The organism is Mesorhizobium sp. M0077, assembly GCF_040322955.1.
GTDB lineage: Bacteria > Pseudomonadota > Alphaproteobacteria > Rhizobiales > Rhizobiaceae > Mesorhizobium.
In genome coordinates this window covers 35,729-61,413 of sequence record NZ_JAMYUL010000027.1, presented here as the reverse complement: position 1 = coordinate 61,413, position 25,685 = coordinate 35,729, and the positions used below count along the sequence as shown (strand labels likewise).

Here is a 25,685-nt window from a genome sequence, read left to right as displayed (position 1 = left end):
ACTCCCCCGCGCCGTGTGGGGGGGGGGGGGGCGCCCGGGGGGGGGGGGGGGGCCGCGGCACCGACCCCCACCCGGACCTGCGGTCCGACCTCCCCACAAGGGGGAGGTAGGGGGCTGGCGCTTTTCGCGACGGCTACGATTTCGACAGGATAGCTCATTTCGCCACCTGCCTCGCCCCGGCGCCCGCCGCCGGCTCCACCGCCGAGATCTCGTGCGTCAGCGTGTTGCGGGTGACCTTCAGCCAGGCCCGGCAGCCACCGCCGTGATACCAGTTCTCAGCCATCACGCCGGCGACATTGTCGCGCAGATAGACGTAGTCGTAGACAGCATCCTCGCCGGCACCCGCCGCCGGCCGCGCCGGCTTGGCGTCGCCGAGATAGCTGAACTCGCCGAGTTCGCGTTCGCCGCAGAAGGGACAGACAATACGCATCTCGCCAGCCTCAGTGCAGGTTCGGTTGGGCGCCCTGGCCCTTTTCGTCGATCATGGCGCCAGTCCGGAAGCGGTCGAGGCGGAAACGAGCCGCCTCCTTGTGCGTTTCGTCACGCGCCAGCAGATGGGCAAAGACCAAGCCCGACCCCGGCGTCGCCTTGAAGCCGCCATAGCACCAGCCGGCATTGAGATAGAGTCCGTCGACCGGCGTCTTGTCGATGATCGGCGAGCCGTCCATCGACATGTCCATGATGCCGCCCCATTGGCGCAACAGCCGCACGCGACCGATCATCGGGATCAGCGCCATGCCGCCCTCGCAGACATCCTCCATGACAGGCAGATTGCCGCGCTGGGCATAGGAATTGTAGCCGTCGATGTCGCCGCCGAAGACCAGCCCGCCCTTGTCCGACTGGCTGACATAGAAATGGCCGGCGCCGAAGGTCATGACGCCGGGAATGAGCGGCTTGATCGCCTCCGAGACGAAGGCTTGCAGCACATGGCTTTCGATCGGGAGGCGCAGGCCAGCCATTGCGGCGACGCGCGAGGAGGAACCCGCAACCGCCATGCCGACTTTGCCGGCGCCAATCTTGCCGCGCGAGGTCTCGACACCGGCCACCTTGCCGTTGCCATCCCGGACAAAGCCGGTGACCTCGCAGTTCTGGATGATGTCGACGCCGAGTTCGCTCGCCGCATGGGCATAGCCCCAGACCACCGCGTCGTGGCGCGCCGTACCGCCGCGGCGCTGCAGGAGGCCGCCCTGCACGGGAAAGCGCGCATGGTCGAAATTCAGGAACGGCAGCATCTTCTTCAGCGCCGCCTGGTCGAGCAGTTCGGCATCGATGCCATTGATGCGCATGGTGTTGCCGCGCCGCGCATAAGCGTCGCGCTGCGCATCGGAATGATAGAGGTTGAGGACGCCGCGCTGGCTGACCATGGCGTTATAGTTGAGGTCCTGCTCCATCCGCTCCCAAAGCTTCATCGAAAGCTCGTAGAAGCCGGTATTGCCGGGCAGGCCGTAATTGGAACGGATGATGGTGGTGTTGCGGCCGGCATTGCCGGAGCCGATCCAGCCCTTTTCCAGCACGGCGACGTTTCTGATGCCGAACTCGCTGGCGAGGAACCAGGCGGTGGCGAGCCCATGGCCGCCGCCGCCGATGATCACCACATCGTAGTGGTCCTTGGGCGCCGCATCGCGCCAGGTGCGCTGCCAATTCTTGTGGCCGGAAAGGGCAGCACGGGCGAGCGAGAAGATCGAATATTTCATCAGGTCATTCCGAGGTCGCTCGCACAGCTGGGACGATTATATGTCCAGCGTGTGGTCGCGCTCCCATTGCGTGAAGTGCGAAGCATAGGAATTCCATTCCTGGTGCTTCAGCTTTAGATAAGCCGACGAGAATTCCTCACCCAGCGCCGCCTTGAGCGATTTGTCCTTGTCGTATTCGCGAAGCGCGTCGAGCAGATTGAGCGGCAGCTTCGGCGCGCCTTTCACCGTGTGGCCGTTCTGGTACATGTCGATGTCGTAGCGCTTGCCGGGATCGGCCTTGGAGCGGATGCCGTCGAGACCGGCGGCAATGATGACGGCCTGCAGCAGATAAGGGTTTGCGGCGCCGTCCGGCAACCGCAGCTCGAAGCGGCCGGGGCCGGGCACGCGCACCATGTGGGTGCGGTTGTTTCCGGTCCAGGTCACCGTGTTCGGAGCCCAGGTGGCGCCCGAAATGGTGCGCGGCGCGTTGATGCGTTTGTAGGAGTTCACCGTCGGGTTGGTGATGGCGGCCAGCGCCGAGGCATGTTTCATGATGCCGCCAAGGAAATTCTTGCCCTTGGCCGACAGGCCGAGCTCCATCGCATTGTCGGCAAAGACGTTGACCTTGCCGGCCTTGTCCCACACCGAAATATGGGCGTGGCAGCCATTGCCGGTCAGGCCCTGGAAGGGCTTAGGCATGAAGGTCGCGCGCAGGCCGTGTTTTTCCGCCACCGACTTGACCATGAACTTGAAGAACGAGTGCTTGTCTGCGGTCGCCAGCACATCGTCGAAGGCCCAGTTCATCTCGAACTGGCCGTTGGCGTCCTCATGGTCGTTCTGGTAGGGGCTCCAGCCCAGCGCCAGCATATGATCGCAGATCTCGGCGATGACATCGTAGCGGCGCATCACCGCTTGCTGGTCGTAGCAGGGTTTTGAAGCCGTGTCGTATTTGTCGGAGATGACGCTGCCGTCCGGCGAGATCAGGAAGAACTCAGCCTCGACGCCGGTCTTGACATGCATACCGTCAGTGGCGGCTTCCGCAATCAGCCGGCGCAGCGTGTTGCGTGGCGCCTGCTCGACTTCCTTGTCGTCCATGATGCAGTTGGCGGCGACCCAGGCGACATCGCGCTTCCACGGCAGCTGGATCACCGAAGCCGGATCCGGCACCGCCAGCATATCAGGATGCGCCGGCGTCAGGTCGAGCCAAGTGGCGAAACCGGCGAAGCCGGCGCCGTCCTTCTGCATGTCGGCGATCGCCTGCGCCGGCACCAGCTTGGCGCGCTGGCCGCCGAACAGGTCGGTGTAGGAAATCATGAAATATTTGACGCCGTTCTCTTTGGCGAATGCGGCGAGATCGTTCCCCATTATAGTTCCTCGCTTATTTTGATGTGTTTTTTAGAAGCCGTTTTTCCCCGGTATCCAGTTGGTGCCGGCCAGCGGCACGCCGGCCATGGCGGCGGCTTCGATGGTGAGGGCTACGAGATCCTCGGGCTCGAGATTGTGCAGGCTGTTCTTGCCGCAGGCACGCGCAATGGTCTGCGCCTCCAGCGTCATCACCTTGAGGTAGTTCGCCAGCCGCCGTCCGGCGGCGATCGGATCGACCCGCTTCATCAGTTCCGGGTCCTGCGTGGTGATGCCCGCGGGGTCGCGACCCTCGTGCCAGTCGTCATAGGCGCCGGCGGTGGTGCCGAGCGCATTGTACTCCGCCTCCCAGCGCGGATCGTTGTCGCCGAGTGCGACCAGCGCTGCCGTGCCGATCGACACCGCGTCGACGCCGAGCGCCAGCGCCTTGGCGACGTCGGCGCCGTTGCGGATGCCTCCGGAGACGATCAGCTGCACCTTGCGGTGCATGCCGAGATCCTGCAGCGCCTGCACTGCCGGCCTGATGCAGGCAAGCGTCGGCTGGCCGACATTTTCGATGAATACTTCCTGGGTGGCCGCCGTGCCGCCCTGCATGCCGTCGACCACGACGACATCGGCGCCGGCCTTCACCGCAAGTGCAGTGTCGTAATAGGGGCGGGCGCCGCCGACCTTGACGTAGATCGGCTTTTCCCAGTCGGTGATCTCGCGCAGCTCGAGGATCTTGATCTCGAGATCGTCCGGCCCGGTCCAGTCGGGATGGCGCGAGGCCGAACGCTGGTCGATGCCTTTCGGCAGCGTGCGCATTTCGGCAACGCGGTCGGAGATTTTCTGGCCAAGCAGCATGCCGCCACCGCCCGGCTTGGCGCCTTGGCCAACGACGATTTCGATGGCGTCGGCGCGGCGCAAATCCCTGGGGTTCATGCCGTAGCGCGACGGCAGGTACTGGTAAACCAGTTGCTTGGAATGGCCGCGCTCTTCCTCGGTCATGCCGCCGTCGCCGGTGGTGGTCGACGTGCCTGAGAGCGTAGCGCCACGGCCGAGCGCTTCCTTGGCCGGGCCGGACAGCGACCCGAAGCTCATGCCCGCAACGGTGATCGGGATTTTCAGCTCGATCGGCTTCTTGGCATAGCGCGAGCCCAGCACCACCGACGTGTCGCACCGCTCGCGATAGCCTTCCAGCGGATAGCGCGAGATCGAGGCGCCGAGGAACAGCAGATCGTCGAAATGCGGCAGCTTGCGCTTGGCCCCGGCGCCCCTGATGTCATAGATGCCGGTAGCCGCGGCGCGGCGGATTTCGGAAAGCGTGTAGTCGTCGAAGGTCGCGGATTTGCGCGGCGTCGTCGGCGGGTTCTTGTAGGTCATGCTGCCTCAATACGCGTCGGCGTTGTCGATATTGAAATTGTAGAGCGTGCGCGCCGAGCCGTAGCGCTTGAATTCCGACGGCTTGACGCCGGTGACGCCGGCGCGGTCGAGCAGTCCCTGCAGCAGTTCGATATGCTCGGGCCGCATCTCCTTGGCGATGCAGTCGGCGCCAAGGCTTTCGACCTTGCCGCGCACGAACAGCCGCGCTTCGTAGATGGAATCGCCAAGTGCGTCGCCGGCATCGCCCAGCACCACCAGATTGCCGGACTGCGCCATGAAGGCCGACATGTGGCCGATATTGCCGTGCACGACGATGTCGATGCCCTTCATCGAGATGCCGCAGCGCGAGGATGCGTTGCCCTCGATGACGAGCAGCCCGCCCTTGCCGGTGGCGCCGGCATACTGGCTGGCGTCGCCCTTGATGACGATCGAGCCCGACATCATGTTTTCGCCGACGCCAGGTCCGGCCGAGCCGTGCACGGTGATGGCAGCGCCGTCATTCATCCCGGCGCAGTAGTAGCCGACGCTGCCGCGCACATCGATGCTGACAGGCTGGTCGACGCCGACGGCAACCGAATGGCTGCCCTTCGGGTGCAGCACTTCCCACGCCATTTCGTTGGAGCCGGGCGTCAGATTGTGAAGCGCCTGGTTGAGCTCGCGCAGCGACGACACATCAAGATCGAAGACCCGGGACGCCTGGTCTTGCGCCGCCTTCGAAAGTTTGGTTGCCGGCATGGGCTCAATGCTCCCAGAAATAGACGGTTGCGGGTTCCGGTTCCCAGACCCTCGCATTGTCTATGCCGGGCAGTTTGGTCAGCGCGCGATATTCCGAGCCGAAGGCGACATACTGATCGGTCTCGGCCATGACGGCGGGCTTGCAGGCGATCGGATCGCGCACCACGCCGAAACCGTTCTTGGTGCCGACGACGAAGGTGAAGAAGCCGTCGAGGTCGGACAGCGTGCCTTCCAGCGCCTCGCCGAGGTTTTTGCCATGCGCCATCTGCGACGAGAGATAGGCGGCGGCGACCTCGGTGTCGTTCTCGGTCTCGAATTTCATGCCCTCGCGCACCAGCTCGCGTCGCACATTGTTGTGGTTGGACAGCGAGCCATTGTGCACCAGGCACTGGTCGGCGCCGGTCGAGAACGGATGCGCGCCCATCGTGGTGACGGCCGATTCCGTCGCCATGCGGGTATGGCCGATGCCATGCGTGCCGGTCATCGAGCGGACGTCGAAACGGTCGACGACCGCTTCCGGCAGACCGACTTCCTTGTAGATTTCCACCGCTTCGCCGGCGCCCATGATGCGCACGTCGGGGCGCATTGACTGCAGCGCTTCGCGCGCGGCATCGACCTTGTCGGGCGCGGTCCGGAGCACCGCATGCGTCGACTTCACCGCTATGCTCACCGGCGCGCCAATGGCCTTGGCGAGTTCGGCGTCGAGGCCGCGGAAATCGCGCTCGGGCTTCGCCGACTGGATGGTGATCTTGGCTTCATTCCTGGAAGGCGCGCCATAGATGGCGATGCCGGCGCTGTCGGGGCCACGATCGCTGAGCGATATCAGCATCTGCGACAGCATCGAGCCGAGCTGCGGCTCAAGCGACTTGTCTTTCAGAAAAAGTCCGACGATTCCACACATGTCAGCCTCCCGGCGTTACCACTAGACGATGATGTATCGAATGCGTCGTGCGAATTCAATCATATGAAAAAAATATTCCTGTAGTTACGTATCTGGCTCGATGCGGCCTTGTGCACTATCGCCGCCGTCGCGGGCGCTGTGAATCCATGTGGCGGTGCGGATGCGGGCGATTTTGTAGGCGTCGAGGATCGACAGCGCATAGATCAGGAAGCCGCCGGCGTGGCGGCCGACGAAGCTGGCGTCGGCCGGCGCGATCTTGGCTGTCACCCAGGCGAGGATCACCATGAAGAACAGGAATTGCAGGCCGCGCACAGGCACGCCCAGAATGACGTGGCCGCTGGCCGGCAAGACGATTGCGGCGCCGAGCACGAGATAGGGGTTTGCCGGTGGGGGTAGGGGAACGTTCATGCCACCTGCCTTTCCTGTCTGTTGATGGCGTCGCGCAGCGTCGAAGCCGAGGTGAGCAACCTTTCGACCAGCGCCGGATCGAGCCTTGTGGCGCCGAATGCTGCCTGGCGGAATACGCCATAGCGGGCACGCTCGGCCTCGGCCAGCAGCCAGACGATGCGCAGGCCGTTTGGCGTGATCAAAAGTTCCTTGGCGCGGCCTTCGGCAAAGATGTCGAGAAGGCTGGCGATCAGGTTCTGCGGAAAGCGCGCCGCCCTGAGGTCGGTTCGCAGCACGGCTTCAGCCGGAAATCCCGGAGCCTTCGGCAGCGTATGCTGAAGATGATCGAAATTGGAGAAGGTCGTCGGCGAGCCCGGCCGCATCATCATGTCGAAGGTCGCCGGCACCGCAACCGGCTCTGTGATCGTGACACTCAACCATCGCGCCGGCAGCTTTCGCGTTGCCAGCGTGTCGACGATGGTGCGCAGCTGCACGCGCTGTCCGTTCCATGTGCCGGCCCAGGTGACAACGCCGGCTGTGCCATCGGAGACATCAACCGCATCTGTGATGACGGTCCGGATGCTGGCTGCCTCGGCTGCAAGATCAGCCTTGGCCTTTTTGCGGCTGGCGCGCGTATGCCAGGCGAGGTGCAGGACGAGAGCCACGGCGACCGCCCCGGCCAGCAATGCTGTCGTCACGTCAGACACCTCGTCACGCCATGCCCGCCCAGACCGGCAGGCCCTCTCCTGTCAATAGCCCTGCGGCTTCGGCCACGGCATGGTGAACTGGTCGCCGCGGCGCACATAGCGGTAACGGTAGAAGTGGAACCACAGCGAGATCAGGAAGTAGAAGGCGACCATGGCGATCAGCTGCGTGCCGTAGCCGAGGAAGATCGCAAAGAAGGTCACCACGCAGAGGCAAAACAGCACGATGGCCGGGATCGGGTGGAACGGGTGCGTATAGCCGCGGCGGATCGTGCCCAGCGGCCACTTTTTGCGGAACATCATGATGTTTATGCTCATGAAGGTGTATTGCAGCACGCCCGACAGGATCGAGAAGGTGATCGCCTGGTTGAGGTCGGCGATGAAGGCGAAGGCGAGCGCGATCGGCAACAGGAACAGGATCGAGCGATAGGGCGTGCGGTATTTCGGGTGCACGGCCGAGAACCATGTCGGCAGATAGCGGTCGCGTCCAAGCGAGAACCACGCGCGGGCCGCATCGTTGATACAGCCATTGGCCGACGCCAGTGCCGCGAGCAGCGTGGCGACGAACAACAGGTTTTCCAGCAGCGGGCTGCCGGTCAGCTTGCCGGCGTCCCACAAGGGATAATAGGTGATACCGAGGTACTCCCAGGGCATCAGCGAGGCGCAGACATACCAGGTCATGGCGGCGGCGATCAAAAGCGTGATCATGCCGGCCATGGTGCCGTAAGGCAGCGAACGCGCCGGGGAGCGCACTTCCTCGGCGGCCTGCGTGGTGCCTTCGATGCCGAGATAGTACCAGATGCCGAACTGGAAGGCCGCGATGACGCCGATCCAACCATAGGGCAGCGCATTGCCGGGGGTGACCAGCTCGTTGAGCTTCAGCACAGCACCCTGCGTCCAGGGGCTGACCGAGAAGAACAGGATAACGATCGAGACATAGGCTATCGCCGTGATGACGAAGTTGACGTTGAGCGTCATCAGCACGCCGCGATAGTTCAGCCATGCCAGCACGACGATGGTGGCGGCAATGAAGGAGTTGTGGGTGAGCCCTTCGACGCCGGCCTTGGCGACGATGGTGTCGCCGAGCAGGATGGCGTCCGAAACCTCCAGCATGGTGTAGGCAAAGACCAGGAACAGCGCGACGTTGAAGGCCATCAGGGGCCCGACAATGTGCTTAGCCTGCGCGTATTGGCCGCCGGCGGCGGCAACCGTCGATGTCACCTCGGAGTCGATCATGGCGACCGAAGTGTACAAGAGCCCGACCACCCAGCAGACGATCAGCGCCGCCAGTGCGCCGCCCTTGTCCGCCGAGAAATTCCAGCCGGTGAATTCGCCGACCAGCACGATGCCGACGCCAAGCGCCCAGACATGGGCCGGGCCGAGCACGCGTAGCAGTGAAACTCTGTCGCCGTGTATTGCCGGTTCAAGCGTGATCGTCATTGTTCAATCCCCACTCAGATCCGGTGTTTTTCGGAAGCGGCTTCAAGCTCGCCTTCGCGCGAGGAAGTCAGCACCTCCTCGGAATAGGTCGTGTCGATCTTGAACCAGTCGTAGAGCATCCACAGCGCAAGCACGACCGAGATGCCCCACGATGCGTAAGAGAGTGCGACCCACATGAGCGTGCTTCCCCAAAATCTCTGGCGTTACTTGTCGTCGAACTTTTCGTTGATGACGTCGCGATATTCGCGGTCGGAGGCGCGGAACAGGAAGACGAAATAGCCGATCAGCACCGCCGCCATGATGATCAGCGTCGGCCAGTCGATGATGTAGTGGAAGCGGTTCTGGATGATGTCGTGCGCGGTCTCCGGCGTATAGCCGAGCTTTTCCCAGATCGAGGCCATGGTCGGGTTCTGTCCCAACGCTTCCCAGGTCTTGGCATCGAGCGCGTCGATGGATTTCGCCGCACCCGCCAGGCCGAGTTTCAATGGCAGCCACAGCGCCACGAAAATGGCGACCACGACGACCACGATATCGAAAATCTGCCCGGCCTTGCCTTGTTCCGGCGGCGTGTAGCGCGACATGTCTTCTACCCCTCAGGACGTTCTGTTTTCAGGACTTGCGGCTGCGGGCCGCGTCGGCGTTCTTGATGTCGAGACCGTAGATGAAGTCCTTGTCTTCCTTGTAGTGATTGACCATCGCCAGGATGGCGGCCGTGTTGAAGATCAGCACGGCGGCGGCAGCGATCGCGACGACGATCTTGATCCCGGTGTCCGGGATGTAGGGCCATGTCATGACGAGCACGAAGAGGATCGTCGCCCAAAGGCAGATGATCAGCAGCGCGGATCCGCGCAGGTCGGAACGGTACAGCGCTTCGATGCGCTGCTGCAGGTCTGACATCGGTTTTCCCCTTTTTCCAGCGCCCGACCCCGAATTGGCCGCCCGCTGCCCTCTTTCAACAGAGTGAAATTTTTTTCATAAATTCGGGCCGAATCCAGCAATTGTCAAGCCGATTTTACGTTGGGTTAACCGTTTGTCCCCAGCCGCGAATTTTGCCTGACAATGAAATTATTTGCTTGCGGGTATTGCGGCATCAGGACGTTTGCGATCAATATTCGACCAAATGCTCCCGCCTCCGCGCAGGGAGCCGGGAACACAAATAGAATTTTCGAACGGAGGATTTGCGCATGACGGCATCCTGGAGATTTTCGACCCTGGCGGATCGCCATCGCGCGTTAGGCTCGAAGCTCGAAGACTGGAGCGGCATGGGCACCGCCTGGACCTACGACAAGGACGCCGACGAGGAATACACCGCCATCCGCACCAGGGCCGGGCTGATGGATGTGTCGGGCCTGAAGAAGGTTCACATCACCGGGCCGCACGCCTCACACCTCATAGACCTGGCAACGACGCGCGACGTGGAGAAGATCTATCCCGGCAAGTCGGCCTATGCCTGCATGCTGAACGAGGCCGGCAAATTCACCGACGACTGCATCCTCTACCGCACCGGGCCGAACGCCTGGATGGTGGTGCACGGCTCCGGCACCGGCCATGAGGAATTGCAGCGCGCTTCCGTCGGCCGCGACGTATCGTTGCGCTTCGACGACAATCTGCACGATCTGTCGCTGCAGGGGCCGACCGCGGTCGACTATCTCTCAAAGCATGTGTCGGGCATTCGCGACCTCAACTATTTCCATCATATGCAGACGCAGCTGTTCGGCTTTCCCGTCATGATCTCGCGCACCGGCTACACCGGCGAGCGCGGCTACGAGATATTCTGCCGCGGTCAGGACGCCGGCACCATCTGGGACAGGATCCTCGACGAGGGCAAGAGCGCCGGCATCATTCCGTGCCGCTTCACCACGCTCGATATGCTGCGCGTCGAAAGTTATTTGCTGTTTTATCCCTATGACAACTCGCAGAAATATCCGTTCGAGAACGAAGGCCCCGGCGACACGCTGTGGGAGCTCGGCCTCGACTTCACTGTCAGCCCCGGCAAGACCGGCTTTCGTGGCGCCGAAGAGCATTACCGCCTCAAGGGCAAGGAGCGCTTCAAGATCTACGGCGTGCTGCTCGACGGCAAGCAACCCGCGGATGAGGGCGCGCCGGTCTATCGCGACGGCAAAAAGGTGGGCGTGGTCACCTGCGCCATGTATTCGCCGCTGGTCGAGAAATCGATGGGCATCGCCCGCCTCGACGTCGACTGCGCGGTCAAGGACACCAGGCTCGAGATCCGCAACAAGAGCGGTTCGATCAGGGCGACGGCGCAGCCTCTGCCCTTCGACGATCCCAAAAAAACCAAGCGCACGGCGAAAGGCTGAGGCACAATCGACAGCGAGGGTTTCGAGGTACGAAGTAGAGAATGGCAGCCAAAACGATCATCAGCCGGCCCATTTACGGAACCCTGTCCCCGCAGCCCGGCAAGCATCATCTTTTCGTGGCGGATGCGGAAGGCGCGCTGGCGATCGTCGATATGGCAAGGACGGCGCCCCCCGGCTTCTTCGACGGCGCCGAAATCGTCTTCATTCCCGGGGCCGACGGCAAGCACGTTGCCGCTCTTGAGGCACTGAAGTCCGCGCAATTTCATGTCGCGCCAACCTTCGCCAGCCTGCTGCCCCGGCTGAAGCAGACGCTTGCCAACGCGCATATGGGCCTGCGCCTCTATCTCGCCGGCACCGAAGGGCTGATCGGCCAGGCCATGCAGGTGGCGCTCGAAGCCGGCATCGATCATACCTCCATGCAGACCGAGCATCGCGGCTCATTGGCGCGGCGCATGCAGTGCGTGCATTGCAAAGGCATCACCGAAAATGTGACGACGCAGCCGGCCACCTGCGCGCATTGCGGCCTGCTGCTTCTGGTGCGCGATCATTATTCGCGACGGCTGGCAGCATTCCAGGGCGTCTGCATAAATGCCGAGGATCGCTCGGAGATCCCTCCCATAGAGGAGGTCTTCCCATGAGCACCGGCACCACCAAGCTCGATGTCGTCGTCAGCGACGTCGTCCCGGTCAACGAACTGGTGACGCGCTTCCATTTCCGCCGCCGTGACGGTGAGCTTTTGCCGACCTTTTCCGGCGGCGCCCATGTCGTGGTCGAGATGCGCGATGGCGACCGCACAAGGCTCAATCCCTATTCGCTGATGGGATCGCCGCTCGACACCCGCGAATACACCATCTCGGTGCGCCGCGACGATGTCGGCCGCGGCGGCTCGTTGTTCATGCACCGGAGCGTCAAGCCTGGCCTGGAGATGGTGATCAGCTACCCCGTCAATCTGTTCTCGCTCGACCTCAGGGCAAAGAAGCATCTGATGCTTGCCGGCGGCATCGGGATCACGCCGTTCATGGCGCAGACCGCGCAGCTCGCCGGGTCCGGCGGCAATTTCGAGCTGCACTACACCTGCCGCGCCGCCTCGCTCGGCACCTATGCCGATGTGCTGCAGGAGCGCTATGGCCGTCGCGTCCGGCTCTATCACGACGACCGCGACGAGCGCATCGAACTCGACCGTCTCTTGTCCTCGCAGCCGCTCGGCACCCATCTCTATGTCTGCGGCCCGGCCGGCATGATCAACTGGGTGCGCGAGCGCGCTGCGGCTCTCGGCTGGCCGGCGGAGACCGTGCACTACGAGCATTTCGCGGCACCCCAGCCCGGCCTGCCGTTCGACGTCACACTTGCCGTCAGCGGCAAGACCATCCGCGTCGGCGAGCAGCAGAGCCTGCTCGAAGCGATCGAGGCCGCCGGCGTCGATCCGCCCTATCTCTGCCGCGGCGGTGTCTGCGGCCAGTGCGAGACCAACGTCGTCTCGTATGACGGCAAGTTCATCCACAACGACCACTGGCTCAGCGAGGAAGACCATCGTTCCGGCTGCAAGATCATGCCGTGCGTGTCGCGCTTCGAAGGCAAGTCGCTGGTCCTGGAAAGATAGGAGGCCAGCTTGGGCATCACCTTTCGCAAGGAAACGTTTCGCGACGATTTCACCTTCAGGAACAGCCCGGAACACATCAGGCGGTTTCCGTTCCCGTTCCACGAAGACGCCTACATGTATGCGGTCAACATCGAGCCGCATGTGGTTGGCCCCAAGGGCAGCGTTCTGGAAAACCTGATCGACGTCGACGAGCACTATGTCGCCGAGATGCAGGACCGTGCACTGGTGCTGGCCGACGATCCGCTGCGCTGCCAGTCGCTGCCGCATATGACGCTGGCCGGCTGGGACCTGCTCGAACTTTTGATGGAGCAACAGGCACTTGGCTATCCCGAGCATTTCACCCTGACCCGCGACGGCGACCGCTGGCGCTGGATCAACCGGCCGCTCGGCATCGACGACACCTTCACCTTCGGCGACACCTCGACACTGCCTTACGGGCCGATGGAGTACATCACCCGCCAGAGCCAGGGTGATTTCTGCATTCTCGATCAGCGCGACGGCAATCTTTGGATGGACGCCGGCATGGTCACCACTCAGGCCGACTGGTCGCTCGATTTCGACATCGGCATGAATTTCTTCGAATGGCACGCGCCGGTGCCGTTGGCGCATGAAAAGGGCATTTTCGTCAGGGCGCTGAAGTTCCTCACCAACATCCAGCAGGGCAAGCCGGCGCGGCGGCTGAACTGGACGATGACCATAAACCCGCGCCTCGACACCAGTCCGGAGAATTACCACAAATGGGGCCCGGACCGCGCGACAGTAACGCCCGAAAATGTCGCCGACAAGGTGCATCTGCGCGTCGAACTGCAAAGCTTCTGGCGGCTGCCGCGCTCGAACGGCATCGTCTTCCCGATCCGCTGCTATCTCATCAAGATGGACGAACTGGTGACACAGCCGAAATGGGCAAGGCGACTGCACCGGGTGATCCGGGATTTGCCGGAAGAGCTGGCCACCTACAAGGGCCTGACGCGGTATCGGCCGACATTGGTGGAATGGCTGTCGAAGCTGGATGATGGCAGTGCGACGTCACCGGGGTTCGGGCCGGACTAAAGGCCCCCTCATCCGGCCGCTGCGCGGCCACCTTCTCCCCGAGCGGAGAAGAGATCGCCAGCGCCGACGCCAGACTCCTCTCCCCTCGGGGAGAGGTCGGATTGCCCCGAATTGCTCTTGCAATTCGGCCTTGGCAATCCGGGTGAGGGGGCTGCGGCGGTCCGACTACCCCGCGCTCTGCGGATAGCAAATAATCGACAGATACCGCATCGGAAGTTTCGTCAGTTGCTCCGGCCCGTGCGGCGCGTCGGCGTCGAAGAACAGGCTGTCGCCCGGCTTCATCGGATAGAGGTTGCTGCCGTGCCGGTACACCACCTCGCCCTCCAGCATATAGAGGAATTCCATGCCCTCATGCTGGAAGGTCGGGAACACATCCGAATCCTCGGTCAGTGTGATCAGATACGGCTCGACGACGACGCCGCTGGTGTTGGAGCCGATATGGCCGAGCAGATTGTATTGATGGCCGGCGCGGGTGCCGCGGCGTTCGACATCTAGCCCTTCGCCGGCCTTGACGAAGACGGCGCTGCGCTCTTCCTCGAATCGGCGGAAGAAGGCGGTGACGGGAACGCCGAGCGCCCTCGACAGCGCCTGCAGTGTGGTCAGCGACGGCGAGGTGATGCCGTTCTCGATCTTCGACAGCATGCCCAGCGAAATATCGGTGGCGACGGCGAGATCGGCGACGGTGATGCCGAGCTTCTTGCGGAAGGCGCGCACCTCGCGCCCGATCGCCACCTCCAGCACTTTTTCGCGGGTGTCGCGAATGGCATGCGGGTTCTGCGTCAGCGGCGCGCGGATGGTTTTTCCGTCCACGGAGGCCTTTGCCGGTGGCTTTGCCCTTGTCGAAGCAGTCTTGGAGTCGGAACTTGTCTTCGCCATCTCGCCTCCGAATCCCCTGATTATTTCACTCCAGGTGAACATATTCGGTGCCGATACAGAAACGCAACCGCGCAGCAAGCCCCTTAAGTCGAATGGTGTCCGAACAGGATTTACGCCGTCATCCGTTTTTCCGGAAATCCGCTGGGGCGAAACGCGGTTTCTCCACAAGGCCTGTTGACAGCATCCAAGAGGCAATTACTGTCCTGTGAGTGAAATTTGTTTCGTAAGAGCAATTCCAAAAATCGAATGACACCGGGAGGCCTGCCATGAAAACGCGCGTTGCCGTCATTGGAGCGGGGCCATCCGGTCTGGCCCAGCTCAGGGCCTTCAAGTCGGCTGCCGACAAGGGCGCCGAGATCCCCGAAATCGTCTGCTTCGAAAAGCAGTCGGACTGGGGCGGCCTGTGGAACTACACCTGGCGCACCGGCCTCGACGAGCATGGCGACCCCGTCCACGGCTCGATGTACCGCTACCTCTGGTCGAACGGACCGAAGGAATGCCTGGAATTCGCCGACTATACGTTCGAGGAGCATTTCGGCCGCCCGATCGGATCCTACCCGCCGCGCGCCGTTTTGTGGGATTACATCAAGGGTCGCGTCGAGAAATCAGGCCTGCGCAAATGGGTGCGCTTCAACAGCCCGGTGCGCATGGTCACCTTCTCGGACGAGAGCAGGAAATTCACTGTCACCGCGCATGACCGCACCAACGACGTCACCTACTCCGAAGAGTTCGACAATGTCGTCGTTGCCTCAGGGCATTTCTCGGTTCCCAACGTTCCCTATTTCGAAGGCTTTTCGACCTTCAACGGCCGTATCCTGCACAGCCATGATTTTCGCGACGCCATGGAGTTCAAGGGCAAGGACATACTGATCATCGGCCGCTCCTATTCTGCCGAGGACATCGGCTCGCAATGCTACAAATACGGCGCCAGATCGATCACCTCCAGCTACCGCTCCAAGCCGATGGGGTTCAAATGGCCGGAGAACTGGAAGGAAGTGCCGCTGCTGCAGAAGGTCGTCGGCAAGACGGCGCACTTCAAGGACGGCACCACAAAAGATGTCGACGCCATCATCCTGTGCACCGGCTATCTGCATTCCTTCCCGTTCCTCACGGAAGAGCTGAAGCTGAAGACCGCCAATCGCATGTGGCCGGACGGGCTCTATGAGGGCGTCGTGTGGGAGAAGAACCCGAAACTGTCCTATATCGGCATGCAGGACCAGTTCTACACTTTCAACATGTTCGACGCCCAGGCCTGGTTCGCCCGCGACGTCATCATGGGCCGCATCAAGCTGCCGTCGGTAAAGGCGATGGCCGAGCACGGCGCCAAGTGGCGGGCACGCGAAGAGACGCTGGAAGACGCCGAGCAGATGATCTGGTTCCAGGGCGACTACATCAAGGAATTGATGGACCAGACCGACTATCCCGGCTTCGACGTCGAGGCGGTCAACCAGACCTTCATGGAGTGGGAGCACCACAAGGCGGAAGACATTATGAGCTTCCGCGACCACGCCTACCGCTCGCTGATGACCGGCACCATGGCGCCATTGCACCATACGCCCTGGCTGCAGGCGCTGGACGACTCGATGGAAAGCTATCTCCAGGTGAAGGGCGTGGCGGCGGAATAGGTCGGCGTGATGCAAAACAATGCGCCGGCACCGGCCCAGTTTCAATTCAGAGGGTAGTCGGGAGCCGCATCGGTCTCCGTCACCTTGACCCACACCAATTCGCTATAATAGGCGCCCTCCGGGCCGGTGCCGTACATAGACAGCCTGTCAGCCATCAGCAGATGTGTCATGTCGTTGAGTGCCCGGCCGGTCGGCTCCTCGGGCCAGGCGAAGACGCCGTCGGTTTTGGCGCCGAACCTCACATCGGTGCATCCGAAATCGATCTCGACCTTCCAGGATAGCAACGGCCTGATATCGCTGGGCGGCGGGCGCGGCGGATCGGGCTGCTCGAAGTGATGGTCGACCGAGACTCTCGTCGGCACTGCCGGCGTGATGCCTTTGGCTTTGAAGGAGGCGATGGCGTCGTCGCCAAATCGTGCGAGCAGGCCAGCGTGCCATAACCGGTAGGTCGCGCGGAAAAAGCCGCTGACCCGGATAGATTTGCCATCGTTGTTGAAGACGTTCACAGCGGCGTAGAAACGGCGCAGTCGTGGCGCCAGCGCCCGCCAGTCGCATTCGGCCGGTGTCCCCGGCGTCGCGATGAAATCGTCAAGCAGATCGCTGCCGCGCACATTGGCGTTCAGCACCGTGCAATCCTCACCATGGATATGCCAGTGCCGCCGGAGCTCGGCTGCTGCGATGCCGGGCTTGCGCAGCTCTTCCACCGAGGCGCGAACCCGAGCAATCGCGTAGGACGTAGCCGCATCCAACGTCTCAAACCCCGAAACCACATGCTCGCCGGTTTTGGCCATGTCGAAGACGACGACAGTAAAAGGCGGTTCGCGCTGATCGGGCATTCGGCAGCAAGCTCAGGCTGGTCGAGGATGAAGCAGCTTTCCGCGCGAAAATGCGTCAAAGTCAAGAGCTGGAGCGCGGCCTGCCATTTCCAGAAGAGGCGAACTCCAGAAGAGGCAAAACCGTCTATCCGAGCCGTGCTTGAGCTTTCGCGGCTCAGGGGTCGGAGACCGACCGCGATGATGTCGATGGCAGGTTGTTGCCAGCCCGCGACAATGCCGCGACCCTGGACCGTGCGATGAACACTTCCTGGCCGAGATCGCGTGTGCCGGCCACGGGGCAGGTGATGATCATCACTTCAATCCAGCGGATAGTCGGGAGGCGCCTCCGTCTCGGTCACCTTGGCGGTTAGTATCTCGCAGTCGTTTGCCCAGTCGGGGCCATCGCCGCGCATGGCCATCATGTCGGCCATCAGCAGGAACTGCATGGTTCTGAGCGCCCAGTCGGTCGGCTCTTCCGGCCAGGCGAAGACGCCGGCGGCGTCGCCGCCGAACTTCACGTCGTGGCAGACAAAACCGACCTCGACCTTCCAGGATCGGAGTGCCGCGCCCGGCGGCGGATAGGGCGGGTCGGGCAGCTCGAAGTAATTGGCGACCATGAGCTTAGTCTGCTCTGGCTCGATCCCTTTGGCTTTGAAGGCGGCAATGGCGTCGTCGCCAAAGCGCTCGAGGAGGCCGTCTCGCGTCAGCCTGTAGGTCGAGCGAAAGAAGCCGCCCGCCCAGACGGATTCGTTGTTGCCGTTGGAGATCAGCAGCGAGGCGCGGAAGCGGCGCAGCCTTGGCGCGAGAACTTGCCAGTTGCATTCGGCCGGCATCGACGGCGTCGCAATGAAATCGTCGAGTAGATCGCTGCCGCGCACTCCGGCGTTCAGCACCGAACAGTCTTCGCCATAGAGGTGCCAGAGCTGGCGAAGCTCAGCAGTGGCGATGCCGGGCTTGCGCAAGTCCTCCACCGAGGCGCGAACCCGCGCAATGGCGTAGGACGTCGCCGCCTCCAGCGTCTCAAACCCCGAAACTACGTGCTCCCCATCCGGCTCGCCGGTCTTGGCCATGTCGAAGACGAGTACGGCAAAAGGCGGTTCGCCGGGATTGGACATTCAACAATTATCCTAGTCTTGCCCGCGCCTTCGCCGTCCAGGCATTGAACAGCCGGTCTGCGACGATGCCGATGAAAGCGATGGCGAGACCCGCGACAATGCCGCGTCCGGAATCGGCCTTGGACAGCGCGATGAAGACTTCCTGGCCGAGGTCGCGTGTGCCGACCATGGCGCAGATGATGATCATCGCCAGCGCCATCAGGATCGTCTGGTTGACGCCCAGCATGATTTCGGGAAGCGCCAGTGGCAATTGTACCCGAAAGAAGGTCTGGCGCGGCGTGCAGCCGGAAACCTTCGCCGCCTCGATCAGCGCCGGCGGCACTTGCCGGATGCCGTGATTGGTGTAGCGGATCGCCGGCACCACGGCGAAGGCGACGGTGGCGATCATGGCGGTGACGTCGCCGACGCGGAACAGCATCACAACAGGAATGATGAAGCAGAAGGACGGCAGCACCTGCAGCGTGTCGATGATGGGCGTGACGATCTTTTCGAAGCGGTCGCTGCGCGCGGCCATCAGGCCAATCGGGATGCCGATCAGGCAAGCGATGAAGGCCGAGATGCCGCAGAGATAAACCGTCGCCATGGTCTTTTCCCACAGGCCGGTGACGGCGCAGAAGGCGGTCAGCGCGGCGACGAGGGCGGCGAGACGCAGGCCACCGAACTGGTAGCCGGCGAGGCCGAGCAGGGCCACCGCGCCGAGCCACGGAAAGCCTTCGCAGAAGGCGCGCAGCGGGTTCAGTACATTGAGGATGAGCGCCACGCGAAACGCTTCGATCACGTCGAAGAAGTTGATCGTAACCCAGCTCACCGCCGCCTTCCACAGTGGCGCAGTGGTGAAGGTGATCGCCTTCGGCACCGACGCGAAGGCCGGTACGAACAGGCCGAGCAGCGTCGTCACGACCAGGATGGCGATGGCCAGCGACAGATTGGCATAGCGCCGCCAAACGCTCTGGTTCGCCTGCCGTTGAACGTGGCCCTTCGCCTGTTTGTGGGCGATGGCTTGGCTCAACCGGTCGAGCCCGATGGCGAGTGCCACAATGGCGAGCCCGGCTTCCATCGCTTCGCCGACCTTCAGCGCACGCAGCGCCAGCAGCACGTCGTAACCGAGGCCGCCGGCGCCGATCATCGAGGCGATGATCACCATGTTCAGCGCCAGCATGATGACCTGGTTGACGCCGACCATCAGCGTCGGTCGCGCCGAGGGCAGCAGCACCCGCCATAATTTCTGCCGCGCCGTGCAGCCGGCCATCTCTGAGAAATCGTCGATCTCGGACGGCACGCGCGACAGGCCGAGCATCGTCGCCCGCACCATGGGCGGCGTGGCGAAGGTAGCGGTGGCGATCATCGCCGAGACCGGACTGTTGCCGAACAGGAGCAGCATCGGGATGAGATAGGCGAAGGTCGGGATCGTCTGCATCAAATCGAGGGCAGGGGAGATGACAAGCCGTTCCGCCCATGGCTTGCGCCATGCCCAGATGCCGGCGAACAGGCCGGTGACAATGCAGAACGGCACGGCGATGGAAATCAGCGCCAGCGTCAGCATGGCGCTGGTCCACTGGCCAAACAGTGCGGTGTAGAGGAAACAGCCGCCAACCAGTATGCCGAGTTTTCTACCGCCCGCCGCATGCCCGGCGAGGAAGGCCGCAGCGCAGACGCCGACCCAGGACAGGCGCGGCAGGACATAGGCATCGGCGCCATGACCGATCTTGAAATTCTTGGCGAGCAGATTAAGCGCGAAATCGAGGGGAACGCCGAGCACCGCGGTGATCGATCGGGTCAACCACGAAAAGTTCGACTTGATCCAGCGCATCAGCGCGCTGACCCAGTCGGCGACCGGGACGACCGCCTCGGCCGGATAGTCGACCGCCCAGGGCAGCCTGTCCTGCAGCAGGAACACCGCGAGCACGGCGGCAAGTGCCAGCGCCCAGACCAGCAGCCAGCGCTGAACCGGCGTTCTTGTCTCGCTGGCGCTTGCCGTCACAATCATGCGCCGGCACTCGGTTTGTCGAGGCCGGCCAGCAGTCCGATAACGGCTTGCGGCGTCACTTCGCCGATCGGCTTGCCGGTGCCGTTGACCACGGCGAACGGCTTGCCCGAGGCGACGATGCTGGCCGAGAAGCTGGCGATCTTGGCCTCCGGCGAAACCGTGCCGCCATGCTCGGAGCCATCCAGGGCACGCATCAGGCTGCGCGCCGAAATCACCTTGGCGCGGTCGACGTCTCTAGTGAATTCGGCGACATAGTCGGTCGCCGGATTGACCACCAGTTGCTCCGGTGTGCCGATCTGGATGACCTCGCCGTCCTTCATGATGGCGATGCGGTCGGCGAGCCTGATCGCCTCGTCGAAATCATGGGTGATGAAAACGATGGTCTTGTGCAGCATGGTCTGCAGCCGCATCAGCTCGTCCTGCATCTCGCGGCGGATCAATGGGTCAAGCGCCGAGAACGGTTCGTCGAGGAACCAGATCTCCGGCTTGGTCGCGAGGCTGCGGGCGATGCCGACGCGCTGCTGCTGGCCGCCGGACAGTTCACGCGGATAGAAATGCTCGCGGCCGCGTAAGCCCACGAGATCGATCACCTCCCGCGCTCTCGCTTCGCGCGTCGGTCGGTCCTGGCCCTGGATGCTCAGGGGAAAGGCAATGTTGTCGAGCACGTTAAGATGCGGCAGCAGCGCGAAATTCTGGAACACCATGCCCATGCGATGGCGCCGCAGTTCGATCAGCGCGGCGTCGGAAATCTTGAGCAGGTCGTTGCCTTCGAATTCGACCTTGCCGTAGGTCGGCTCGACCAGCCGCGACATGCAGCGCACCAGCGTCGACTTGCCGGAGCCGGACAGCCCCATGATGATGAAAATCTCGCCCTGGCGGATTTCGAGATCGACGGCGCGCACCGCGCCGACCAGTCCGGCGGCAGCGACATCGGCCATGCTGGCCTTGCCGGCACGCTCGCGGATGAAGCTGGCCGCGTTCGATCCGAACAGTTTCCAGACATTACGGCAGGCAAGCTTTATCGGCCGCACATCCTCCGGCGTGCCAGTTGCCTGCGGTTCAGTCGCTTCCGTCATCCAATGGTCCTTCTGGAAAATGGAGATAAGACCCGGCCGCTAGGGCCGGGTCTGGCTTCCAGTCAGGCGATCACTGCGCCCAGGCTTTCCAGTCGGCTTCGTGGGCGGCGATCCAGGCGGCGGCGACATCTTCGGGCGTCTTGCCGCCGAGGTCGATCTCGCCGCTCATCTTGTTGAGCTCATCGGTGTCGATCGTGTACGCCTTGGCCACCTTGTAGGCGACCGGCCATTTGTCCTTCATGCCGGACCAGGAGTATTTCCAGATTTCGCCATGCGGTTTGCCGCAATCATATTTGGCATCCGGGTTGGTGCCCCATTTCGGGTCGGTGTAGCACTCGGGCGTATACTCCGGGAATTCGACCCACTCGCCCTTGTACTTGGCCGGCGCCCAATGCGGCGAATAGATCCACAGCATGATCGGCGCCTTGCGCTGATAGGCCGAGTCCAACTCGGCGAACATCGCCGCGTCGGTGCCGGCATGGATGACGGTGAAGGGCAGCTTCAGCGCCTCGACGCGCTCGTCGTCAAAGCCTTCCCAGGTTACCGGGCCGCCGAGATAGCGGCCCTTCGGCGCCGTCTCCGCTGTCGAGAACGCCTCGGCGCATTTCGGGTCCTTCAGCGCTTCCCAATTGGGCAGGCCGGGGCATTTCTCCTTCATATATTCGGGAAACCACCATTCCTCCTTGGCCTTCGGCCCGAGCTTGCCCAGCCGCTCGGTCTGGCCGGTGGCGTCTGAAGCCTTCATCGCTTCGCCGGCCGTCGTGTCCCAGAACTCCAGGCCGACATCGAGGTCGCCATTGGTGAGACCGGTGGTCAGGCTGGAGAGGTAGTCGGCGGTGGGATACTCGACGGTGTAGCCAAGCTTTTCGAGGATGCCGCCAAGGATCTTGGCGTTGAGGTTGACGCTGGTCCAGTCGAACAGCGCGATCTTGATCGGGTCGTTGGATTCAGGTGCTGCTGCGTGGACCGGTGATGTAAGCGCACTTGCGGCGGCGAGTGCAAGGGCTGCCATTGATAGGTTCGAAATCACACTGCGAAATGACATGCTTGTTCTCCTGTCAAACCATGTGGAAATTTCTTGACCGTTCCCTTCTTGCGTCTTTTCTTGATTGTGTTGGAAAGGCGGGTCGTTGCGCAAGTTCGTTCGCACCATGCCATTGCCGCGGCCGCAACTTGCGCAGGCGAAATGGTTGCTCGACTTGGTGTTTATGTGATGCCGGGCGGGCCCGCGTCATGGCATCGGATGGATTGCTGCGTGAGCAATCGTCAACAGATCGATCGCCGCTCCAGCGGCGCTCTCAGACGTGCGAGCCATCAAGGTCCCATGGTCTCGGCCGGCGAGCTCGCCAAGGCCGTTTCATGAGATGAAATTATATATACCAACGTTCATGCGGCGCAACGGCTGATGCCCTGTGCACTGCGGAATTTCAGACTGGTCGATTGCCAACCGCCAGAGCTGATTCACGACATGATCAGGCCGCCATCGACATTGATGGTTTGGCCGGTGATGTAGGTGGCGTCGTCGCTGGCGAGAAAGCTGACCAGGCCGGACACGTCCTCGCCGCTGCCGGCGCGGCCCATCGGGATGTTCTTCACCCATTCGGCCATCAGCTCGCCGGGCTTGTAGTCACCCATCAGCTTGCCCCAGGCGGCGTCGTTGTAAGCCCACATGTCGGTGTCGATAATGCCGGGGCAAATCGCGTTGACGGTGATCTTTTCCTTGGCTACTTCCTTGGCCAGGCTCTGGGTGATGCCGACGACGCCGAACTTCGACGCCGCATAGTGCGGCGTGTAGATGAAACCCTGCCGCGCCTGGCCCGACGCCGTGTTGATCAGCCGGCCGCCATCGCCATGCTTGCGGATGCGGGCGATCGCTTCCTGACAGCACAGGAACACGCCCTTGGTGTTGACGGCCATCACCTTGTCCCACTCGGCCTCGGTCATCGCCTCGATCCGGGCGATGGTGATGACGCCGGCATTCTGCACCGAAATGTCGACACGGCCGAATTCCTTCTCGGCGAGATCGTAAAGCGCTGTAACCTCATCCTTCCTGGTCACGTCCATGCGCATCGACGCGACCTTGGCGCCCGCTGCTTTCAGGCCGGCGGCGACGTCCTCGACGCGGGCATCGATGGCGCTGACCACGATCGCGGCACCTTCCTCGGCGAAGCGCTTCGCCATCGCCGCGCCGATGCCACCGCTCGCGCCGGTGATGACCGCAGTCTTGCCTTCAAAACGCTTCTGCATCTTTTCTCCTTACCAGCAGACAAAACCGCCATCGACGATCAGGTCGATGCCGGTGACGTAACTCGCGGCGCGGCTGGCCAGGAACACGGTCGGGCCGACCATCTCTTCCGGCGTCGCCATGCGCCCCATGGGCGTGTCGCGTTCGAAGATCTTGATCTGTTCGGCGACCTCCGGCCGCTTGTTCATCGGCGTCAGCGTGTAGCCTGGGCTCACCACATTGACGCGCAGGCCGCGATCGGCCCATTCCATGGCGAGGCTTTTCGACATGTGGATGACCGCCGCCTTCGACGAATTGTAATGCGCCTGGGTCAGGCCGCGATTGACGATCGAACCCGACATGGAGGCGATGTTGATGATCGAGCCCTTGCGCCGCGTCAGCATGGCGCGCGCTTCGGCCTGGCAGGACAGGAACACGCCGCTGACATTGACGTCGTAGATTTTCTGCCACTTCTCCAGCGACAGCGTCTCGGCGGCCTCGGCTCCTGCAATGCCGGCATTGTTGACGGCGATGGTCAGCGCGCCGAGCTCCTTTTCCGTGCGCTCGACTGCGGTCGCCAAGTCGGCCTCCGACGTCACCGTCCCGGTCAGCACCACCGCCTTGCGGCCAAGCGCGGCGATCCTGTGCGCGGTCTCATCCAGCCCGCCTTTCGAGGCATGGCCGAAACAGGCTATGTCGGCGCCGGCTTCGGCGAGCCCGATGGCAATGGCCTGGCCAATGCCGCTGCCGGCGCCTGTTACCAGCGCTACGTCGCCGCTGAGATCGAATAGTTTCATGTTGTTCCCCCTCCTGAAATGAAGGGGCGCCAGTCTTTGCTGGCGCCCCGCGCGGTCCGGTCCTTGGGAGGATACCACCTGCTGCGCTTTGTTCCGACTCCTGTCCTCAGCTCGTGGCGAGTTCCATCACCGCGACATTGCTCGCCTCGCTGCGGTCGAGAATGCCGCGCTGGCGGCCGCGGCTCAGCACCAGCACCCGGTGCGACAGACCCAGCACCTCCTCGAGGTCGGAGCTCACCACCACCACCGCCATGCCGGAACGGGCGAGGTCGGCGATGACGTCGTAGATCGCTGCGCGCGCACCGACATCGATACCGCGCGTCGGCTCGTCGAGGATGAACACTTTTGGCGGCCGCGACACCCATTTGGCGATGATCACCTTCTGCTGGTTGCCGCCGGACAGTTTCGACACCGCCTGGTTCGGCTTGCCTTTGACGCCGAGACGGGAGATGCCGGCCTCGGCGAATTTCTGCACCGCTTTCGGGAACACCCAGCCCTTCGGCGCGACATGGTCGAAATTGCCGAACGCCAGATTCTCGCCGATGGTCTGGTCGAGCACCACGCCTTGCGCCTTGCGGTCTTCCGGCACCAGCACGACGCCGGCCTTGATGGCTGCCGCTGGCCCGCTGAGATGCACCGGTTTGCCGGCAACGCGCACCGAGCCCGACGAGATCGGATCGGCGCCGGCGATCGCCCGCACCAGTTCGGTGCGGCCGGCGCCGATCAACCCGGCAATGCCGAGGATCTCGCCTGCTTTGACCGAGAAGGAAACGTTGTTGAAGCTCTTCTCCGGCGAGGACAGGTTGTCGACCTCGAGCAGCGTCTCCTCGCGCGGCGACGACAGATGCGGGAACATCCGTTCGACCGAGCGGCCGACCATCTGCTCCACCACTGTGCGCACGGGAATATCGGCGCGCTCGTGGCGGGCGACGATGCGTCCGTCGCGCATCACAACCACGCGGTCGGCAATCTGCGCGATCTCGTCGAGACGATGGCTGATGTAGATGAAGGACATGCCCTCCGCCTTGAGCTTGCGGATCTGCTGGAACAAAAGCTCCGTTTCCTCGCCGCCGAGCGCTGCGGTGGGTTCGTCGAAGATCAGCAATTCGGCATTGAGCGTCAACGCCTTGGCGATCTCGACCTGTTGCTGGGCGGCGATGCGCAGCGTGCCCACCTTGCGCTCGGGCGAGACGTCGAGGCCAAGCCGCTTCAACTGCGCCGAGGCCCTGGCGTTCATCTCGGCGCGGTCGATGCGGCCGCCGCGCATCGGCAGGCGCCCGACATAGACGTTTTCCGCCACCGACAGATCCGGCAGCAGCTTCAGTTCCTGATGGATCATGCCCACACCGGCATCGATTGCCGCGGCAGGCGAGGCGGGGGAATAGGGCTTCCCCCGCCAGATGATGGTGCCCGCGTCGGGCCGGGTCGAGCCGGCGATGATATTGGACACCGTCGACTTGCCGGCGCCGTTTTCGCCGAGCAGCGCCACAACCTCGCCCGGCCGCACCTCAAAGCTTGCATCGGCCAGGACCTGGACCGGTCCGTAGCTCTTGCAAAGGCCGTTGACGAAGAGCCCGTTGTGCGGGCTTTCGCTGTGGCGAGGATCAGGAGACATCGTGGTGCTCTCTAAAGCGGTGC

The 25,685-nt window shown here is 62.9% G+C and carries 27 protein-coding genes; 5 read left to right on the top strand and 22 right to left on the bottom strand.

Going from position 1 to position 25,685, the window contains the following annotated elements; translation table 11 throughout:
• Positions 1 to 154 precede the first annotated feature (154 nt).
• The 12 genes from NKJ57_RS30180 to NKJ57_RS30125 all read right to left on the bottom strand — a co-directional run bounded on the left by NKJ57_RS30180 (position 155) and on the right by NKJ57_RS30125 (position 9,461).
• Positions 155 to 430: a sarcosine oxidase subunit delta gene (locus NKJ57_RS30180; protein WP_023692160.1), complete on the bottom strand. Its 276-nt coding sequence runs from the start codon at positions 428 to 430 to the stop codon at positions 155 to 157.
• 10 nt (positions 431 to 440) lie between these two features.
• Positions 441 to 1,694, bottom strand: a complete 1,254-nt coding sequence (locus NKJ57_RS30175; RefSeq protein ID WP_023692159.1) for a sarcosine oxidase subunit beta family protein — start codon at positions 1,692 to 1,694, stop codon at positions 441 to 443.
• 36 nt (positions 1,695 to 1,730) lie between these two features.
• Positions 1,731 to 3,038 (bottom strand): type III glutamate--ammonia ligase, encoded by a 1,308-nt coding sequence (glnT, locus tag NKJ57_RS30170; RefSeq protein ID WP_352511551.1) that lies wholly within the window; start codon positions 3,036 to 3,038, stop codon positions 1,731 to 1,733.
• 30 nt (positions 3,039 to 3,068) lie between these two features.
• Complete coding sequence (locus NKJ57_RS30165) at positions 3,069 to 4,397, bottom strand: FMN-binding glutamate synthase family protein (protein ID WP_352511552.1); 1,329 nt, start codon at positions 4,395 to 4,397, stop codon at positions 3,069 to 3,071.
• Between the two features lie 6 nt (positions 4,398 to 4,403).
• Positions 4,404 to 5,132, bottom strand: a complete 729-nt coding sequence (locus NKJ57_RS30160) for a GltB/FmdC/FwdC-like GXGXG domain-containing protein (RefSeq protein ID WP_352511553.1) — start codon at positions 5,130 to 5,132, stop codon at positions 4,404 to 4,406.
• A 4-nt stretch (positions 5,133 to 5,136) separates the two neighbouring features.
• Positions 5,137 to 6,033 carry a class II glutamine amidotransferase gene (locus tag NKJ57_RS30155; protein ID WP_352573809.1) on the bottom strand — a complete coding sequence of 299 codons (897 nt, stop codon included), beginning with the start codon at positions 6,031 to 6,033 and terminating at the stop codon, positions 5,137 to 5,139.
• An 84-nt stretch (positions 6,034 to 6,117) separates the two neighbouring features.
• Positions 6,118 to 6,441: a hypothetical protein gene (locus NKJ57_RS30150; RefSeq protein ID WP_352511555.1), complete on the bottom strand. Its 324-nt coding sequence runs from the start codon at positions 6,439 to 6,441 to the stop codon at positions 6,118 to 6,120.
• Positions 6,438 to 7,127 (bottom strand): hypothetical protein, encoded by a 690-nt coding sequence (locus NKJ57_RS30145; protein ID WP_352511556.1) that lies wholly within the window; start codon positions 7,125 to 7,127, stop codon positions 6,438 to 6,440. The genes NKJ57_RS30150 and NKJ57_RS30145 overlap by 4 nt, the downstream gene beginning before the upstream one ends.
• 42 nt (positions 7,128 to 7,169) lie before the next feature.
• Complete coding sequence (locus NKJ57_RS30140; RefSeq protein WP_023668547.1) at positions 7,170 to 8,564, bottom strand: APC family permease; 1,395 nt, start codon at positions 8,562 to 8,564, stop codon at positions 7,170 to 7,172.
• A 14-nt stretch (positions 8,565 to 8,578) separates the two neighbouring features.
• On the bottom strand, positions 8,579 to 8,740 hold the full coding sequence (locus NKJ57_RS30135; protein WP_023668546.1) for a hypothetical protein: 162 nt from the start codon (positions 8,738 to 8,740) through the stop codon (positions 8,579 to 8,581).
• A 27-nt stretch (positions 8,741 to 8,767) separates the two neighbouring features.
• A complete protein-coding gene (locus NKJ57_RS30130; RefSeq protein ID WP_023668545.1) occupies positions 8,768 to 9,145 on the bottom strand; it encodes a hypothetical protein in 378 nt (125 codons plus the stop codon).
• A 28-nt stretch (positions 9,146 to 9,173) separates the two neighbouring features.
• A complete protein-coding gene (locus NKJ57_RS30125) occupies positions 9,174 to 9,461 on the bottom strand; it encodes a hypothetical protein (protein ID WP_023684429.1) in 288 nt (95 codons plus the stop codon).
• A 287-nt stretch (positions 9,462 to 9,748) separates the two neighbouring features.
• Between NKJ57_RS30125 and NKJ57_RS30120 the strand changes: the two genes are divergently transcribed.
• From NKJ57_RS30120 to NKJ57_RS30105, 4 genes are read left to right on the top strand one after another with little or no spacing between them, the layout of a single operon-like run.
• Complete coding sequence (locus NKJ57_RS30120; protein WP_352511557.1) at positions 9,749 to 10,882, top strand: aminomethyl transferase family protein; 1,134 nt, start codon at positions 9,749 to 9,751, stop codon at positions 10,880 to 10,882.
• Between the two features lie 41 nt (positions 10,883 to 10,923).
• A complete protein-coding gene (locus NKJ57_RS30115; protein ID WP_023668542.1) occupies positions 10,924 to 11,520 on the top strand; it encodes a dimethylamine monooxygenase subunit DmmA family protein in 597 nt (198 codons plus the stop codon).
• On the top strand, positions 11,517 to 12,482 hold the full coding sequence (locus NKJ57_RS30110; protein WP_352511558.1) for a PDR/VanB family oxidoreductase: 966 nt from the start codon (positions 11,517 to 11,519) through the stop codon (positions 12,480 to 12,482). The genes NKJ57_RS30115 and NKJ57_RS30110 overlap by 4 nt, the downstream gene beginning before the upstream one ends.
• A 9-nt stretch (positions 12,483 to 12,491) precedes the next feature.
• Positions 12,492 to 13,532 (top strand): heme-dependent oxidative N-demethylase family protein, encoded by a 1,041-nt coding sequence (locus NKJ57_RS30105; protein WP_023735617.1) that lies wholly within the window; start codon positions 12,492 to 12,494, stop codon positions 13,530 to 13,532.
• Positions 13,533 to 13,697: 165 nt separating this feature from the next.
• On the opposite strand, the gene NKJ57_RS30100 is transcribed toward NKJ57_RS30105, so the two are convergent.
• On the bottom strand, positions 13,698 to 14,408 hold the full coding sequence (locus tag NKJ57_RS30100; protein WP_023687066.1) for a helix-turn-helix domain-containing protein: 711 nt from the start codon (positions 14,406 to 14,408) through the stop codon (positions 13,698 to 13,700).
• Positions 14,409 to 14,674: 266 nt separating this feature from the next.
• Between NKJ57_RS30100 and NKJ57_RS30095 the strand changes: the two genes are divergently transcribed.
• Positions 14,675 to 16,033: a trimethylamine monooxygenase gene (locus NKJ57_RS30095; protein ID WP_352511559.1), complete on the top strand. Its 1,359-nt coding sequence runs from the start codon at positions 14,675 to 14,677 to the stop codon at positions 16,031 to 16,033.
• A gap of 41 nt (positions 16,034 to 16,074) precedes the next feature.
• Here the strand turns inward: NKJ57_RS30095 and NKJ57_RS30090 are convergent, their stop codons facing one another.
• From NKJ57_RS30090 to NKJ57_RS30050, 9 genes are all read right to left on the bottom strand, one after another.
• On the bottom strand, positions 16,075 to 16,869 hold the full coding sequence (locus NKJ57_RS30090; protein ID WP_352511560.1) for a hypothetical protein: 795 nt from the start codon (positions 16,867 to 16,869) through the stop codon (positions 16,075 to 16,077).
• 154 nt (positions 16,870 to 17,023) lie between these two features.
• The gene (locus tag NKJ57_RS30085; protein ID WP_023820990.1) at positions 17,024 to 17,161 is read right to left on the bottom strand and encodes a hypothetical protein; all 138 of its coding nucleotides are present in this window, start codon (positions 17,159 to 17,161) and stop codon (positions 17,024 to 17,026) included.
• Positions 17,162 to 17,165: 4 nt separating this feature from the next.
• Positions 17,166 to 17,963 carry a hypothetical protein gene (locus NKJ57_RS30080; RefSeq protein WP_352511561.1) on the bottom strand — a complete coding sequence of 266 codons (798 nt, stop codon included), beginning with the start codon at positions 17,961 to 17,963 and terminating at the stop codon, positions 17,166 to 17,168.
• A gap of 7 nt (positions 17,964 to 17,970) precedes the next feature.
• Positions 17,971 to 19,950, bottom strand: coding sequence for an ABC transporter permease (locus NKJ57_RS30075; RefSeq protein WP_352511562.1), 1,980 nt, complete (start codon positions 19,948 to 19,950; stop codon positions 17,971 to 17,973).
• Positions 19,947 to 21,026 carry a quaternary amine ABC transporter ATP-binding protein gene (locus NKJ57_RS30070; RefSeq protein ID WP_352511563.1) on the bottom strand — a complete coding sequence of 360 codons (1,080 nt, stop codon included), beginning with the start codon at positions 21,024 to 21,026 and terminating at the stop codon, positions 19,947 to 19,949. The genes NKJ57_RS30075 and NKJ57_RS30070 overlap by 4 nt, the downstream gene beginning before the upstream one ends.
• 70 nt (positions 21,027 to 21,096) lie before the next feature.
• The gene (locus NKJ57_RS30065) at positions 21,097 to 22,071 is read right to left on the bottom strand and encodes an ABC transporter substrate-binding protein (protein WP_023716139.1); all 975 of its coding nucleotides are present in this window, start codon (positions 22,069 to 22,071) and stop codon (positions 21,097 to 21,099) included.
• A gap of 416 nt (positions 22,072 to 22,487) precedes the next feature.
• Positions 22,488 to 23,273: an SDR family oxidoreductase gene (locus NKJ57_RS30060; protein WP_023834835.1), complete on the bottom strand. Its 786-nt coding sequence runs from the start codon at positions 23,271 to 23,273 to the stop codon at positions 22,488 to 22,490.
• 9 nt (positions 23,274 to 23,282) lie between these two features.
• Positions 23,283 to 24,047, bottom strand: coding sequence for an SDR family oxidoreductase (locus NKJ57_RS30055; RefSeq protein ID WP_023684416.1), 765 nt, complete (start codon positions 24,045 to 24,047; stop codon positions 23,283 to 23,285).
• A 106-nt stretch (positions 24,048 to 24,153) separates the two neighbouring features.
• Positions 24,154 to 25,662, bottom strand: coding sequence for a sugar ABC transporter ATP-binding protein (locus NKJ57_RS30050; protein ID WP_352511564.1), 1,509 nt, complete (start codon positions 25,660 to 25,662; stop codon positions 24,154 to 24,156).
• Positions 25,663 to 25,685: the final 23 nt, after the last annotated feature.